The 14,698-nt window shown below is 67.2% G+C and carries 13 protein-coding genes; 10 read left to right on the top strand and 3 right to left on the bottom strand.

The features are described from left to right. Nucleotides 1-211: 211 nt before the first annotated feature. From HWX39_RS28365 to HWX39_RS28320, 10 genes are all read left to right on the top strand, one after another. Nucleotides 212-1,192 carry an AAA family ATPase gene (locus HWX39_RS28365; protein WP_175971026.1) on the top strand — a complete coding sequence of 327 codons (981 nt, stop codon included), beginning with the start codon at nt 212-214 and terminating at the stop codon, nt 1,190-1,192. Between the two features lie 160 nt (nt 1,193-1,352). Continuing rightward, nucleotides 1,353-2,462 carry an NAD(P)/FAD-dependent oxidoreductase gene (locus HWX39_RS28360; RefSeq protein ID WP_175971025.1) on the top strand — a complete coding sequence of 370 codons (1,110 nt, stop codon included), beginning with the start codon at nt 1,353-1,355 and terminating at the stop codon, nt 2,460-2,462. 139 nt (nt 2,463-2,601) lie between these two features. Beyond that, on the top strand, nt 2,602-2,913 hold the full coding sequence (locus HWX39_RS28355) for a high-potential iron-sulfur protein (protein ID WP_175015387.1): 312 nt from the start codon (nt 2,602-2,604) through the stop codon (nt 2,911-2,913). Between the two features lie 192 nt (nt 2,914-3,105). Continuing rightward, nucleotides 3,106-4,413 (top strand): MFS transporter, encoded by a 1,308-nt coding sequence (locus tag HWX39_RS28350; RefSeq protein WP_175971024.1) that lies wholly within the window; start codon nt 3,106-3,108, stop codon nt 4,411-4,413. A gap of 335 nt (nt 4,414-4,748) precedes the next feature. Further along, on the top strand, nt 4,749-6,377 hold the full coding sequence (locus tag HWX39_RS28345; protein WP_175971023.1) for an ABC transporter substrate-binding protein: 1,629 nt from the start codon (nt 4,749-4,751) through the stop codon (nt 6,375-6,377). A gap of 110 nt (nt 6,378-6,487) precedes the next feature. Then, on the top strand, nt 6,488-7,498 hold the full coding sequence (locus tag HWX39_RS28340; protein WP_011353491.1) for an ABC transporter permease subunit: 1,011 nt from the start codon (nt 6,488-6,490) through the stop codon (nt 7,496-7,498). Between the two features lie 4 nt (nt 7,499-7,502). Then, nucleotides 7,503-8,420, top strand: coding sequence for an ABC transporter permease subunit (locus HWX39_RS28335; RefSeq protein ID WP_089441227.1), 918 nt, complete (start codon nt 7,503-7,505; stop codon nt 8,418-8,420). Nucleotides 8,421-8,422: 2 nt separating this feature from the next. Next, the gene (locus tag HWX39_RS28330; RefSeq protein ID WP_175971022.1) at nt 8,423-9,421 is read left to right on the top strand and encodes an ABC transporter ATP-binding protein; all 999 of its coding nucleotides are present in this window, start codon (nt 8,423-8,425) and stop codon (nt 9,419-9,421) included. After that, complete coding sequence (locus HWX39_RS28325) at nt 9,418-10,434, top strand: peptide ABC transporter ATP-binding protein (protein ID WP_175971021.1); 1,017 nt, start codon at nt 9,418-9,420, stop codon at nt 10,432-10,434. The genes HWX39_RS28330 and HWX39_RS28325 overlap by 4 nt, the downstream gene beginning before the upstream one ends. Then, nucleotides 10,427-11,572, top strand: coding sequence for a TraB/GumN family protein (locus HWX39_RS28320; protein WP_175971020.1), 1,146 nt, complete (start codon nt 10,427-10,429; stop codon nt 11,570-11,572). Before HWX39_RS28325 ends, HWX39_RS28320 begins: the two co-directional genes overlap by 8 nt. A gap of 560 nt (nt 11,573-12,132) precedes the next feature. Here the strand turns inward: HWX39_RS28320 and pxpA are convergent. The 3 genes from pxpA to pxpB all read right to left on the bottom strand — a co-directional run bounded on the left by pxpA (nt 12,133) and on the right by pxpB (nt 14,691). Then, the gene (gene pxpA, locus HWX39_RS28315; RefSeq protein WP_175971019.1) at nt 12,133-12,897 is read right to left on the bottom strand and encodes a 5-oxoprolinase subunit PxpA; all 765 of its coding nucleotides are present in this window, start codon (nt 12,895-12,897) and stop codon (nt 12,133-12,135) included. Nucleotides 12,898-12,970: 73 nt separating this feature from the next. Further along, a complete protein-coding gene (locus tag HWX39_RS28310) occupies nt 12,971-14,038 on the bottom strand; it encodes a biotin-dependent carboxyltransferase family protein (RefSeq protein WP_175971018.1) in 1,068 nt (355 codons plus the stop codon). Then, nucleotides 14,035-14,691, bottom strand: coding sequence for a 5-oxoprolinase subunit PxpB (gene pxpB, locus HWX39_RS28305; RefSeq protein WP_175971017.1), 657 nt, complete (start codon nt 14,689-14,691; stop codon nt 14,035-14,037). Before pxpB ends, HWX39_RS28310 begins: the two co-directional genes overlap by 4 nt. Nucleotides 14,692-14,698 lie beyond the last annotated feature (7 nt).

Raw genomic sequence — 14,698 nt, 5'->3', positions numbered from 1 at the left:
GGAGCCGACGCGCCGCGCGGGCGCCGTCGGCAAGGCCGGTGCGGCGGGTGGGTGAACCGACGATGATACGCCGCGGCGCGCCGGCGTGCAGCGCGCGCGGGTGTTAGCAGCAGACGCGCGCGGCTGCTTGCTTGCGCGGGGATGTGGGATCGCTACACTGAAATCGTAAGGGTCTGATGATCATGTGACAGCAAGCGGCAGCGAGGTTGGTATGACGACGGCGATGGTGAAACAGGAACTGGCGGTGGCGTCCTTCAGCACGGTGTACGACCTCGAGCAGGTCGAGGCGGCGCTGAGCGACCTGAACGAGAGCGCGAGCGACGCACTGCGCGCCACCTACGAGAGGATGCTCAAGACGGGCAATCTGCGCTTCTGCGTGAAGCCGAACCGGATGCCGTCGTTCGACGCGCTCGGCGAGACATTGCCCAATTTCGCCGAGCCGCTCGACGACGTGCGCAAGCAGGTCGCGCTGTGCCTCGAAACGGACGACCGGCTCGAACTGATGCCGATCCTGCTGCTCGGGCCCCCGGGCATCGGCAAGACGCACTTCGCGAAGGCGCTCGCGCAACTGCTCGGCACCGCGTACCACTACGTACCGATGAGTTCGCTGACGGCCGGCTGGATCCTGTCGGGGGCATCGTCGCAATGGAAGAACGCGAAGCCCGGCAAGGTGTTCGATGCGCTCGTGAACGGCAGCTACGCGAACCCGGTGATCGCGGTCGACGAGATCGACAAGGCCGGCAGCGATGCGCAGTACGATCCGCTCGGCGCGCTGTACGCGTTGCTCGAGCACGACACCGCGCGTGCGTTCATCGACGAGTTCGCGGAAGTGCCGATCGATGCGGGCAACGTGATCTGGGTCGCGACCGCGAACGACGCACACGCGATTCCGGAGCCGCTGCTGAACCGGATGAACGTGTACGAGATCGAGCCGCCCGATGCGGCCGGCGCGCGCCGGATCGCGCAGACGATCTACGACGAGATCCGCACGTCGCATGCGTGGGGGCGGCGCTTCCCGGACATCCTCGGCGACGACGCGCTCGACGTGCTGGCCGCGACCCCGCCGCGCACGATGCGCCGCGCGCTGCTGCACGCATTCGGCGCCGCGCGGCTCGACGGCCGCGATGCAATCGGGCCGCGCGACATCCGTGCCGACGAGGGTGCCGCGAAGCGCCGGCCGATCGGCTTCTGAGCGAGCGGCGCGCGCACGGCGGCGGCAGGCGCGCGCCGTGCCGTGCGTCGTACGCCATGCACGGCGTCGTCGCGATACGCCGCACGACCTTCGGCAAGCGGGTGAACCGGGACGTACAATTCTCTTCTCTCCCCTCGACGCGCTAGCGGCGCGAAACGTCATGGAGCAGATGGATTGTGTCGTGATCGGCGCGGGTGTCGTCGGTCTTGCGATTGCGCGCGAACTGGCCGCGCGCGGGCGCGAAACGCTCGTGCTCGAGGCTGCCGATGCAATCGGCACCGGTACGAGTTCGCGCAACAGCGAAGTGATCCATGCGGGGCTCTACTATCCGCGCGGGTCGCTGAAGGCGACGTCGTGCGTGCACGGGCGCGACCTGCTGTACGAATTCTGCGAGACGCATCACGTGCCGCACCGGCGTGCGGGCAAGCTGCTCGTCGCCACGAGCGCCGCGCAGGTGAAGCAGTTGAAGGCAATCGCCGCACGCGCGGCCGAAAACGGCGTGCTCGACCTGATGCCGCTCACGCGCGCCGAGGCGCAGACGCTCGAGCCCGCGCTCGAATGCGTCGAGGCGCTGTTCTCGCCGTCCACCGGCATCGTCGACAGCCACCAGCTGATGCTCGCGCTGCTCGGCGACGCGCAGCGCGACGGCGTGGTGTGTGCGCTGAAATCCCCGGTCGAATCGATCGACGTGCTGCGCGGCGGGCGCTTCGTCGTGCGCACGGGCGGCGACGCGCCGACCGAGATCGAGGCCGCCTGCGTGATCAACAGCGCGGGCCTCGGTGCCCAGGCGCTGGCGCGCCGCACGCGCGGCCTCGACCCGCGCTGGGTGCCGCCGCTCTATCTCGCGCGCGGCAACTACTTCAGCCTGTCGGGGCGCGCACCGTTTTCGCACCTGATCTACCCGATGCCCGAGCGCGCCGGGCTCGGCGTGCACCTGACGCTCGATCTCGGCGGGCAGGCGCGCTTCGGCCCGGACGTCGAATGGGTCGATACGCTGCGCTACGAAGTCGATCCCGCGCGCGCGACCGCGTTCTACGCGTCGATTCGCGCATTCTGGCCGGGCTTGCCCGACGACGCGCTGCAGCCGGCATACGCGGGCATCCGGCCGAAAGTCGCGGGGCCCGGCGAGCCGCCGGCCGATTTCATCGTGCAGGGCGCCGCGCAGCATGGCGTGCGCGGTCTCGTGAACCTGTTCGGCATCGAGTCGCCGGGGCTCACCGCGTCGCTCGCGCTCGCGCAGCGCGTGGGAGACATGGCGGCCTACTGCTGACGCGGCGCGCACTCGCCCGGCGTGTCGAATTTCTTATCTATGACATTTCGGCGCGCACAACCATTCGCTTGAGCGTTATTCTGTCGAACGGCTGTCGCCAGAACAGCTTTCAAACCGATAACGTTGGAGCGAGTCCCCCATGAAAACATCCCGTCGGAGTTTCCTGATCACGAGCATTGGTGCCGTGTCCGCGCTGGCGCTGTCGCGCGAAGCGCTGGCTGATGCGCCGATGCTCACGGAGAGCGACCCGACCGCGACGGCACTCGGCTACAAGGCCGATGCCACGAAGGTCGACAAGGCGAAGTACCCGAAATACGCGGCAGGCCAGGATTGCGCAGCCTGCATGCTGTACCAGGGCAAGAAGGGCTCGGCTTCGGGCCCGTGCGGCGCCTTCCCCGGCAAGCAGGTGTCGGCGAAGGGCTGGTGCAGCGCCTTCTCGAAGATGGGTTGAGGGCCATGCGGCATCGTGCGATGCCGCATTGTGGCGAAAACCGCAAAACGCCCGCCGTCGATAGATGGCGGGCGTTTTTTTATTGCTTGAAAACGGTTCCGTCGCTTTCTACACTCGCTGCAAACCAGCGCGCCGCGGGCACCCCGCGTGCCGCGCAGCCCGACACGGCGAACTGACGAGAACGAGGCACGCATGGCGACGATTGCGAATTCAACGAAAACGATCCGGCCCGAGCGTGCGCTGAACCGGCGAGCGGTCGTGGCCGCCGTGATCGGCAACGCGCTCGAGTGGTACGACTTCACGGTGTTCGGCTTCATGACGGTCGTGATCGCCGAGCTGTTTTTCCCGACCTCCAGCGAATATTCGTCGCTGCTGCTGACCACCGCGACGTTCGGCGTCGCGTTCTTCATGCGCCCGATCGGCGGCATCGTGTTCGGGCTGTACGCGGATCGCGCCGGCCGCAAGGCCGCGCTGTCGCTCGTGATCCTCCTGATGACGGCCGGCATCTTCCTGCTCGCGGTCGCGCCGCCGTATGCGGCGATCGGCATCGGCGGCCCGATCCTGATCGTGCTCGGCCGTCTGCTGCAGGGCTTCTCCGCGGGCGGCGAATTCGGCAGCGCGACGGCGCTGCTGATCGAGGCTGCGCCATTCTCGAAACGCGGCTTCTACGGCAGCTGGCAGATGGCGAGCCAGGCGGCCGCGCTGCTGATCGGCGCGCTCGTCGGCGCGGCCGTCACGCGCGGGCTGTCGCACGACGCGCTGCGCAGCTGGGGCTGGCGCGTGCCGTTCATCCTCGGGCTCGTGATCGGCCCGATCGGTTTCTACATCCGCCGCCATCTCGCCGATTCCGAAGCGTTCCTGCATGCGCAGCAAAGCGCGCGCCGCGCGACGCTCGGCGAAGTGTTCACGCGCCACCCGCGCGAGGTGCTGTGCGGGCTCGGCTCGGTGATCGCGCTGACGGTGACGATCTACGTGCTGATCAGCTATCTGCCGACCTTCGCGGTGAAGCAGCTGAAGCTGCCCTACGCGGAATCGTTCTACGCGGTGATCGTCGGCAACCTGCTGCTGATGGTGCTGTCGCCGATCGCGGGCGCGTGGTCGGATCGCATCGGCCGCAAGGGGCTGTCGCTATGGTCGCTGGTGGTGACGCTCGTGCTGATGTATCCGCTGTTCGCGTGGCTCGACGCGGCGCCGAGCATCGCGCGACTGATCGCGGTGCAGGCCGTGCTGTCGGTCACGCTCGCGGGCTACTACGGGCCGTTCGGCGCGATGATCGCCGAGCTGTTTCCGGCCAACGTGCGCTCGACCGGGCTGTCGATCGCGTACAACGTCGCGGTGATGCTGTTCGGCGGCTTCGGGCAGTTCATCGTCACGTGGCTGATCAAGGCCACGGGCACGCCGCTCGCGCCGACCTACTATGTGATGGCCGGGATCGCGCTGTCGATCGTCGCGGTCGCGTTCGTGCCCGCGCGCAGCGCCGACCTCGACGCGCCGGCGTGACGACACGACGACGTGACGACATGACGATTTGAAGACGATCAACGGATCGTTTCGCAAAACGCAATGATGTGCTGCGGAACACGGGAAAACGGTGCCTCGAGCCTTCGTGTTCGCGCCCGAATTGTTTAGTTGTCGAACGAAACTTGCGCGAGATGACCGGATTTGCCGCTCGCGCGCGTTTTCGCATTTTTTACCCACACTAAACATCGGCAAAAACCCGTGCGGGGCATCTAGAAGAGTTTTTTCTCCAGCTTGTTGCCACATCGTTAGCTCAAGTAATATCCGCGTACACCGGCCCCGGGCGGCCGGTTCCGATCTGGAGACCTGGAGGAAACATGGAATACAACCGTCTGTTGCACACCCTGCGTGTTACCGCCATTGCAGGCGTGGCAGCGGCATCGCTCGGCGTCGCGGGTTCTGCATTCGCACAGATCCCGAACAAAACGCTCGTCTACTGCTCAGAAGGCAGCCCGGCGGGTTTCGATTCCGCGCAATTCACGACCGGCGTCGATTTCACCGCCGCCACGTTTACCGTTTACAACCGTCTCGTCGAATTCGAGCGCGGCGGCACGAAGGTCGAGCCGGGCCTCGCCGAGAAGTGGGATGTGTCGCCGGACGGCAAGGTGTACACGTTCCACCTGCGCCACGGCGTGAAGTTCCATACGACCGACTTCTTCAAGCCGACGCGTGAATTCAACGCGGACGACGTGCTGTTCACGTTCCAGCGCATGCTCGATCCGAACCAGGCGTTCCGCAAGGCGTACCCGGTGTCGTTCCCGTACTTCACCGACATGGGCCTCGACAAGCTGATCACGAAGATCGAGAAGGTCGATCCGTACACCGTGAAGTTCACGCTCGCCGAGCCGAATGCGCCGTTCATCCAGAACATGGCGATGGAATTCGCGTCGATCCTGTCGGCCGAATACGGCGACCAGCTGATGAAGGCAGGCAAGGCCGCCGACATCAACCAGAAGCCGGTCGGCACGGGCCCGTTCATCTTCCGCAGCTACACGAAGGACGCGACGATCCGATTCGATGGCAATCCTGATTACTGGAAGAAGGGCGAAGTGAAGATCTCGAAGCTGATCTTCTCGATCACGCCGGATCCGGGCGTGCGCGTGCAGAAGATCAAGCGCAACGAATGCCAGGTGATGAGCTATCCGCGTCCGGCCGACATCGCGACGCTGAAGGCCGATGCGGGCGTCGACATGCCGTCGCAGGCAGGCTTCAACCTCGGCTATCTCGCGTACAACGTCGAGCACAAGCCGGTCGACAAGCTCGAGGTGCGTCAGGCACTCGACATGGCGATCAACAAGAAGGCGATCCTCGAGTCCGTCTACCAGGGCGCCGGTCAGGCTGCTTCCGCGCCGATGCCGCCGACCCAATGGTCGTACGACAAGAACCTGAAGATGCCCGCGTACGACACCGAGAAGGCGAAGGCGCTGCTCGCGAAGGCAGGCTTCCCGAACGGTTTCGAGATCACGCTGTGGGCGATGCCGGTGCAGCGCGCGTACAACCCGAACGCCCGCCTGATGGCCGAGATGATCCAGGCCGACTGGGCGAAGATCGGCGTGAAGGCGAAGATCGTCACGTACGAGTGGGGCGAGTACATCAAGCGCGCGCACTCGGGCGAGCAGGACACGATGCTGATCGGCTGGACCGGCGACAACGGCGATCCGGACAACTGGCTCGGCACGCTGCTCGGCTGCGAAGCGATCAAGGGCAACAACTTCTCGCACTGGTGCTACAAGCCGTTCGACGAGCTGGTCCAGAAGGGCCGCACGACGACGGGCCAGGACGCGCGCACGAAGCTCTACACGCAGGCTCAGCAGATCTTCGCGCAACAGCTGCCGTTCTCGCCGATCGCGAACTCGACGGTCTACCAGCCGGTTCGCAAGAACGTGGTCGACATGCGTATCGAGCCGCTTGGCTATGCCCGCTTCGACGGTGTTAGCGTGAAGTAACACGCCTGTCGTAAGCTGTCGCGAAGACCGGCTAATTCATCCGGCGGCGGGAGGCCAAAAGCTTCCCGTCGCCGGTCGCACATTTCCCACAAGAAAATACGAGACGCATCATGTTCACATTCGTGTTGCGCCGCGTGGGCATGGTGATCCCGACTTTCATCGGTATCACCATCCTGGCGTTTGCGCTGATTCACCTGATACCGGGCGACCCCATCGAAGTGATGATGGGCGAGCGCGGCGTCGATCCCGCGATGCATGCGGAGGCGATGAAACGCCTCGGGCTCGACCAGCCGCTGCCCATGCAGTACCTCCACTACATCGGCCGGGCGCTGCATGGCGACCTCGGCACGTCGATCATCACCAACACGAGCGTGGCGGGCGAGTTCTTCGCGCGCTTCCCGGCGACCGTCGAGCTGTCGCTGTGCGCACTCGTGTTCGCGCTCGCGGTCGGGCTGCCGGCCGGCGTGATCGCCGCGTTGCGGCGCGGCTCGGTCGTGGACCATGGCGTGATGGGCACCGCGCTCACCGGCTACTCGATGCCGATCTTCTGGTGGGGGCTGATCCTCATCATGGTGTTTTCGTCATACCTCGGCTGGACCCCCGTGTCGGGGCGCATCGCCGTCGAATACGACTTCCCGCACCCGACGGGCTTCATGCTGATCGACGCGCTGCTCGCGCCGGACGAAGGCTCGTTCAAGTCGGCGGTCAGTCACCTGATCCTGCCCGCGATCGTGCTCGGCACGATCCCGCTCGCGGTGATCGCGCGGATGACGCGCTCGTCGATGCTCGAAGTGCTGCGCGAGGACTACATCCGCACCGCGCGCGCGAAGGGGCTGTCGCCCGCGCGCGTGGTCGTCGTGCATGCGCTGCGCAATGCGCTGATCCCGGTCGTCACCGTGATCGGCCTGCAGATCGGCACGCTGCTCGCGGGCGCCGTGCTGACCGAGACGCTCTTTTCGTGGCCCGGTGTCGGCAAGTGGCTGATCGATGCGATCGGCCGCCGCGACTATCCGGTCGTCCAGGGCGGCATCCTGCTGATCGCGACGCTCGTGATCGTCGTGAACCTGGTCGTCGACCTGCTGTACGGCGTGCTGAATCCGCGCATCCGCCACACGAGGTAATCCCATGAGCAATCTGCAAAATACCCTGCCGACCGAATCCGCGCCGGCCGGCGGCCGTGCGCTCGCGCTGCGCGAGTTCTGGGCCAACTTCTCGCGCAACCGCGGCGCCGTCGGCGCCGGCATCGTCGTGATCGTGCTGATCCTGGTCGCGCTGCTCGCCCCGCTGCTCGCGCCGCACAGCCCGGTCGAGCAATACCGCGACTTCGTGAAGATCCCGCCCGCGTGGCTCGAAGGCGGCAACTGGAAATTCATCCTCGGCACCGACGAAGCGGGCCGCGACATTCTTTCGCGCCTGATGTACGGCGCGCGGATGTCGTTCTGGATCGGCTTCGTGTCGGTCGTGCTCGCGCTGATCCCCGGCATCGTGCTCGGGCTCGTCGCCGCGTTCTTCCAGAAGTGGGCCGACACGCCCGTGATGCGCATCATGGACGTGCTGCTCGCGCTGCCGTCGCTGCTGCTCGCGGTCGCGGTCGTCGCGATCATCGGCCCGGGCCTCACCAACACGATGTTCGCGATCGCGATCGTCGCGCTGCCGGCCTATGTGCGCCTCACGCGCGCGTCGGCGCTCGGCGAGCTGCAGAAGGAATACGTGACGGCGTCGCGCGTGGCCGGCGCCGGCACGCTGCGCCTGATGTTCTCGCAGGTGCTGCCGAACTGCACGGCGCCGCTGATCGTGCAGGCGACGCTCGGCTTCTCGTCGGCGATCCTCGACGCGGCCGCGCTCGGCTTCCTCGGCCTCGGCGTGCAACCGCCGACCGCCGAGTGGGGCGCGATGCTGGCTTCCGCGCGCGACTATATCGACAACGCATGGTGGATCGTGACGATGCCGGGCCTGTCGATCCTGATTTCGGTGCTCGCGATCAACCTGCTCGGCGACGGGCTGCGTGACGCGCTCGACCCCAAACTGAAACGGATGGCGTAAACATGAGCCAAGATCTTCTGACCATCCGCAATCTCGCGGTGAACTTCAACGGCCTGCCCGCGGTCGACCGGATCAACCTGTCGATCGCGCCCGGCGAGGTGGTGGGCGTCGTCGGCGAATCGGGCTCGGGCAAGAGCGTGACGATGATGGCGCTGATGGGCCTGATCGACGCGCCGGGCAAGGTGACGGCCGACGAGGTCACGTTCAACGGTGTCGACCTGCTGAAGGCGTCGCCGAAAGCGCGCCGCAAGATCGTCGGCAAGGACATCGCGATGGTGTTCCAGGACGCGCTGACGAGCCTGAACCCGAGCTATACGGTCGGCTATCAGATCAAGGAAGTGCTGAGGCTGCACGAAGGCTTGCGCGGCGACGCGCTGCACCGGCGCGCGCTCGAGCTGCTCGACCAGGTCGGCATTCCCGATGCGAAGAACCGCATCGCGTCGTTCCCGCACCAGATGTCGGGCGGGATGAACCAGCGCGTGATGATCGCGATGGCGGTGGCGTGCAACCCGAAGCTCCTGATCGCCGACGAGCCGACCACCGCGCTCGACGTGACGATCCAGGCGCAGATCATGGACCTGCTCGTGAAGCTGCAGAAGGAGCGCGGGATGGCGCTCGTGCTGATCTCGCACGACCTGGCCGTGGTGTCCGAGGTCGCGCAGCGCGTGGCGGTGATGTACGCGGGCGAGGTGATCGAGACCAACCGCGTGCCCGACATCTTCCGCGCGCCGCATCATCCGTATACCGAAGCGCTGCTCGCCGCGATTCCCGAGCACAATAAGGGGGCGCGTCGCCTTGCCGCATTGCCCGGCATGGTGCCGGGCCGCGATGATCGCCCGTCCGGGTGCCTGTTCGCGCCGCGCTGCAAGTACGTCGTCGACGACTGCCGCAAGGCGCGGCCGGCGCTCGACACGCTGGTGTCCGGCAACGATGCGATGCGCGCACGCTGCATCAAGCCGCTCAACGTTTCCAACCTCGACCTGACGGGAGGCGCACGATGAATGCAGTCAATCAAACGCGTGCCACGCCGCACGACGAGGAAGCCGTGCTGGTGGCCGACGGCCTCGCGAAACACTATTCGGTGAAGCGCGGGATGTTCGGGCAGGGCACGGTGAAGGCGCTGAACGGCGTGTCGTTCTCGCTCAAGCGCGGCAAGACGCTCGCCGTCGTCGGCGAATCGGGCTGCGGGAAGTCGACGCTCGCCCGCCAGCTGACGATGATCGAAACGCCGACGTCGGGCAGTCTGGCGATCGACGGCAAGAACGTGGCCGGCGCAAGCCGCGAGACGGTTGCCGACCTGCGCCGCCGCGTGCAGATGGTGTTCCAGAACCCGTTCGCGTCGCTCAACCCGCGCAAGACCGTCGAACAGACGCTTTCCGAGCCGCTCGAGATCAACGCGAACCTGACGGCCGCCGAACGCGCGCAGCGCATCGCGCAGATCATGCGCACGGTCGGCCTGCGGCCCGAGCACGCGAAGCGTTATCCGCACATGTTCTCGGGCGGCCAGCGCCAGCGTGTCGCGATCGCGCGCGCGATGATCCTCGATCCGCGCATCGTCGTCGCCGACGAGCCGGTGTCCGCGCTCGACGTGTCGATCCAGGCGCAGATCCTGAACCTGTTCATGGATCTGCAGGAGCAGTTCAAGACGAGCTACGTGTTCATCTCGCACAACCTGTCGGTGGTCGAGCACGTGGCGGACGACGTGATGGTGATGTACTTCGGCAGCGTCGCGGAGCTGGGCGACAAGGCAACGATCTACGCCCGGCCGCGTCATCCGTACACGCGCGCGCTGATGTCGGCGACGCCGGCGATCTTCGAGGAAGACCGCCGCGTGCAGATCAAACTGCAGGGCGAACTGCCGTCGCCGCTCAATCCGCCGTCGGGCTGCGCGTTCCACCAGCGCTGCCCGTACGCGGTCGAGCGCTGCCGGGCGGAGGAGCCGCAGTTGCGCGAGGTCGACGGCCGGCGCGTAGCCTGCCATCGGGCCGAGGAGGTAGGGGAGGCGAATGCCTGAAGCGTTGGCGGCGCGCGCGTCCGGCGTGCGCCGTGCGGGGGCCGGCAGTGCACGCGTGATGCGCGCGTGCCGCTACGCGCGGCGCTGGAGCGTGCGTACCGTCACGGGCGCGGCGCTGGCCGGCGCGTGCGTGGCGGCCAGCCTCGTGGTTCCTGTCGAATCCGCGCGCGCCGAAGGGCGCGCGCCGGCCACTTCACCGATCCATCCGTCGCAAGTCCCGCCGCCCGGCATGAGCCTGCCGGGCTTCCACGCGCCCGCCGTGTCGGACGGCACGGTGTCGCGCGGCACCGTGCGCGTGCAGCCCGCGCGCATGCCGTTTTACGTGGCAACCAAGGGCAAGGTCACGCTCTACGTGCTCGGCACGCTGCACACGGGCGACCCGTCCGATTACCCGAGCGCGCAGCCGTTCCGGCCGCGCATCCTCGCCGCGCTCGCCGCGTCGCCGACGCTCGCGCTCGAGCTGTCGCCCGACGATCTGCTCGAATCGCAGGACGACGTGTCGAAGTACGGTGTATGCCGCTACCCGTGCCTGCAGCGCCTGCTGCCCGAGCCGCTGTGGCAGCGGCTCGCGGCGCGCCTGCGCGGCAATCCGGCCGCGCTCGCCGAGATCCGCAAGATGCGGCCATGGCTCGCGGCGCTCGTCGTCGAGACCTACGATTCGCTGTCGGCCGGCCTGCAGACCGAATACGGCACCGAGGCGCAGTTGCAGAACGTGTTCCTGAAGAAGAAGGGCGGCCGCGTGATCGGGCTCGAGACGCTCGCCGAACAGATGCGTGCGTTCACCGGGCTGACGCTTGCCGAGCAGCGCGAGATGCTCGCGCAGGACATGGTGCAGACGCCCGCGCAGAACGCCGACGACATCAAGTCGCTGCACCGACTGTGGCGAATTGGCGACGCCGATGCGATCTCGGCGTGGGCGGTCGCGAAGAGCGAACGGCTCGCGCGTTCGAAGGCGTTGTCGGCGTCGATCGACAACAAGATCGTGTACGAGCGCAACCGCCGCTTCGTTGCACGAATGACGGCAATCGCCGCACCGAACCGGCCGCTGTTCGTCGCGATCGGCGCGCTGCACCTGGGCGGCCCGCGCGGCGTGCTCGAATTGTTGCGTCAACAAGGTTACAGCGTCGACGCGAACTGATCGCCGCCGCCGCGCCCGAACCGATCTTCCCCTGTTTGATTGACGTCGTGCGCCCGGCTCAAACGCCTGTATGGGCACGCTGTTCGATAAGGAAAACCCTCAAATCGTCAGAAAATAGCGTTTCAAACGATTGACATCCCGATCTGCCAATATCTATTCTTCGATCCACAAGTTGAAAAAATGAAAAGAATAGAAAAAGTTCTACGGGGTAGCAGAAAATAAAGCGCGGGGTTAGCGCGTTGCCGGCACGTGATGCACGTGCCGGCCGCGGAAGTGTCTGCATGTACGGCGGGGCCAATCATCGTCGGACAACAACAAGGCATGCAGGCCGACTTGCGGGATAATCGACGTTCCGTCGTCCCACCGGGGAAAGGCAGTAATCGGGCGGCGGCGGACGTTTTTTAATCCGGAATGTTTTTCCGGTCACCGTCGCAAGACGGTTTCGGGGGGCGAATCGACAGACGGCGAAGCCGCAGCGATTGCGCCAACGGAAAAGCGCCACGAGGGCGCTTTTTTCTTTTGTACGACGGATGGTGCGCCCGCTTGCGCGATCGGCCGGATCACGCGCGTTCGTCGGCCTGCAGCATGCCGGGTGCGACCACGTCGACACCCACCGCCTCGAGCGCGGCGCGAATCCGTTTCGCGAATACCAGCGCGTGCGGCCCGTCACCGTGCAGGCAGACGGTCTGCGCATTGAGCATCACCCATTCGCCGTCGATCGCACGCACCTGCCGGCTGCGCACCATGTCCAGCGTGCGCGCGATCATCGTGTCCTCGTCGTCGATCAGTGCGCCGGGCTGGTTGCGCGGCACGAGCGAGCCGTCCGCGCGGTAGCCGCGATCGGCGAACACTTCCTCCACCGCGGCGAGCCCCGCGTGCCGCGCGGCCGCGACGAACACGCTGTTCGCGAGCCCGAACACCGCGAGCGACGGATCGAAATCGCGGATCGCGGACACCACCGCATCGGCGATCATCGGGTCGCGCGCGGCCTGGTTGTACAGCGCGCCGTGCGGTTTCACGTGCGCGATGCGCCCGCCTTCGGCCTGCGCGATCGCCGACAGCGCACCGAGCTGGTACAGCACGCCCGCGTAGATGTCGCTGGCCGGCAGTTGCATTTCCTTGCGGCCGAAATTCTCCGGATCGTGAAAGCTCGGGTGCGCGCCGATCGCCACGCCTTTCTGCACGGCCCAGCGCACGCAATCGCGCATCGCGTTCGCCCCGCCCGCATGCCACCCGCATGCGATGTTCGCGGACGTCACGAGGTCGAGCAGCGCCTCGTCCGAACCGCATCCTTCGCCGAGATCGGCATTCAGATCGATTTCCATGATGTTCCTCGTCCACGGATTGCGTGGCCCGTCTTCTCTACTGCTACTGCGTTCGGTATCGCTACCGCTATTGTCACGCCGCACGCGACTGGGCGCGGCGGCGCGCTTCCTCGCGCATGTCGATCGCCACGTCGATCTGCCGCAGATAGGCACGTTCCGCGGCCAGCGCGGCGCGCGCGGCATCGGGTGTCGTGCGCACGAAGCGGATCGGCAGGTTGAGCCGCGCCTGCGCGAGTTTCCACAGATCCGCACGGATCACCGTGCCGATCTTCGGGTAGCCGCCGGTGGTCTGCGCATCGTGCATCAGCACGATCGGCTGGCCGTTCGGCGGCACCTGGATCGTGCCGGGCAGCACCGCGTGCGACAGCAACTCGGCCGGCCGCTCGCGCACGAGTTCGACGCCGGCAAGCCGATAGCCCATGCGGTTGCTGTTGGCCGTGACAAGCCATTCCTCGTCCCAGAACGCCTGCTGCGAATCGGCGGCGAACGACGCGTAGTCGGGGCCCGGCAGCACGCGCACGGGCATCGCCCACGGCGCATGCGCAGGGCGGTGACGGCGCGGCGGCTCGTCGACGCGCACGAACGCGCACCACGCCGGCGCCTTGACGCCGAATTCGGGCGCGTCGGCCGCGAGGCAGCCCATCCCGGCCGGAAGCACGCCGACCGGGAGGCGATCGCCGTCGCGCAGCGCGCGGCCGCCGAGGCCCCCGAAGCGCGATGCGAGATCGGTGCTGCGCGAGCCGAGCATCGGCAGTACGTCGATGCCGCCGGCGATGCACAGGTAGCCGCGCATCCCGCGTTTCGCGGCGGGCAGCACGAGCGTCTGCCCGGCCTCGACCGGCAGGCTCCACCATGAATATACGCGCCGGCCGTCGAGCGTTGCACCGAACTCGGTGCCGGTGATCGCGATGCGGGACGCGCGCGTGAAGCGGAAGGCGGCCGGACCGATCGTGATCTCGATGGCCGCCGCATCGGGGCGGTTGCCGACCAGCCGGTTGCCGACTTCGAGCGCGAGGCCGTCGAGCGCGCCACCCTGCGCGACGCCGAGATGGCGCGCGCCGCGGCGCCCGAGATCCTGCACGGTGGTCAGCGGGCCGGCTCGCACCACCTCGATGGTGCCCGGTGCGTTGCTCTGGGTCATCGTGCGTCGACTCCCGCAATGGTGAAGCGGACCCGGTCGCCGGGCAGCAGCAGCGTCGGCTGCGGCCGCGCCGGATCGAACAGCACGTGCGTCGTGCGGCCGATCAGCTGCCAGCCGCCGGGCGACGTGGCCGGGTAGATGCCCGTCTGCGCACCGCCGATGCCGACCGAGCCGGCCGGCACCTCGAGGCGCGGCGCCGCGCGGCGCGGCATGTGCAGCGCCGCGTCGAGCCCGCCGAGATACGCGAAGCCCGGCTGGAAACCGACGAAGAACACGACGTAGGCGCCGGCCGCGTGGCGCGCGACGACCTCGTCGACCGACAGGCCGGTATGGGCGGCGACGGCCGGCAGATCGGGGCCGGCGGCGCCGCCGTACTCGACCGGAATCTCGACCTCGCGGCCGTCCGCGTGTTCGACGTCGGCGGTCTCCCACGCGTCGCGCAGCGCCGGCGTGAGCGACTCGGCCGTCGTGGCGAGCGGGTCGAACACGATCGTCAGGTTGTTCATGCCGGGCACGACGTCGATCACGTCAGGCCACGCGCGCGCGGCCTCGGCAACGGCCCAGACGCGGCGCTGGCAATCGAGCGTGGCGGGCGGCGGCACCTCGCAGACGAGGGCGGCATCGCCGAGCGGATAAATGCGGGGTTGCGTCATCGGACTG

Source organism: Burkholderia sp. BCC0322 (genome assembly GCF_902833045.1).
Taxonomy (GTDB): domain Bacteria; phylum Pseudomonadota; class Gammaproteobacteria; order Burkholderiales; family Burkholderiaceae; genus Burkholderia.
This window is presented reverse-complemented; position numbering and strand designations above follow the sequence as displayed.

Coding starts and splice junctions, on each gene's coding strand:
- HWX39_RS28365 (WP_175971026.1), top strand. CDS start 212: ATGACGACGGCGATGGTGAAACAGGAACTGGCGGTGGCGTCCTTCAGC.
- HWX39_RS28360 (WP_175971025.1), top strand. CDS start 1,353: ATGGAGCAGATGGATTGTGTCGTGATCGGCGCGGGTGTCGTCGGTCTT.
- HWX39_RS28355 (WP_175015387.1), top strand. CDS start 2,602: ATGAAAACATCCCGTCGGAGTTTCCTGATCACGAGCATTGGTGCCGTG.
- HWX39_RS28350 (WP_175971024.1), top strand. CDS start 3,106: ATGGCGACGATTGCGAATTCAACGAAAACGATCCGGCCCGAGCGTGCG.
- HWX39_RS28345 (WP_175971023.1), top strand. CDS start 4,749: ATGGAATACAACCGTCTGTTGCACACCCTGCGTGTTACCGCCATTGCA.
- HWX39_RS28340 (WP_011353491.1), top strand. CDS start 6,488: ATGTTCACATTCGTGTTGCGCCGCGTGGGCATGGTGATCCCGACTTTC.
- HWX39_RS28335 (WP_089441227.1), top strand. CDS start 7,503: ATGAGCAATCTGCAAAATACCCTGCCGACCGAATCCGCGCCGGCCGGC.
- HWX39_RS28330 (WP_175971022.1), top strand. CDS start 8,423: ATGAGCCAAGATCTTCTGACCATCCGCAATCTCGCGGTGAACTTCAAC.
- HWX39_RS28325 (WP_175971021.1), top strand. CDS start 9,418: ATGAATGCAGTCAATCAAACGCGTGCCACGCCGCACGACGAGGAAGCC.
- HWX39_RS28320 (WP_175971020.1), top strand. CDS start 10,427: ATGCCTGAAGCGTTGGCGGCGCGCGCGTCCGGCGTGCGCCGTGCGGGG.
- pxpA (WP_175971019.1), bottom strand. CDS start 12,897: ATGGAAATCGATCTGAATGCCGATCTCGGCGAAGGATGCGGTTCGGAC.
- HWX39_RS28310 (WP_175971018.1), bottom strand. CDS start 14,038: ATGACCCAGAGCAACGCACCGGGCACCATCGAGGTGGTGCGAGCCGGC.
- pxpB (WP_175971017.1), bottom strand. CDS start 14,691: ATGACGCAACCCCGCATTTATCCGCTCGGCGATGCCGCCCTCGTCTGC.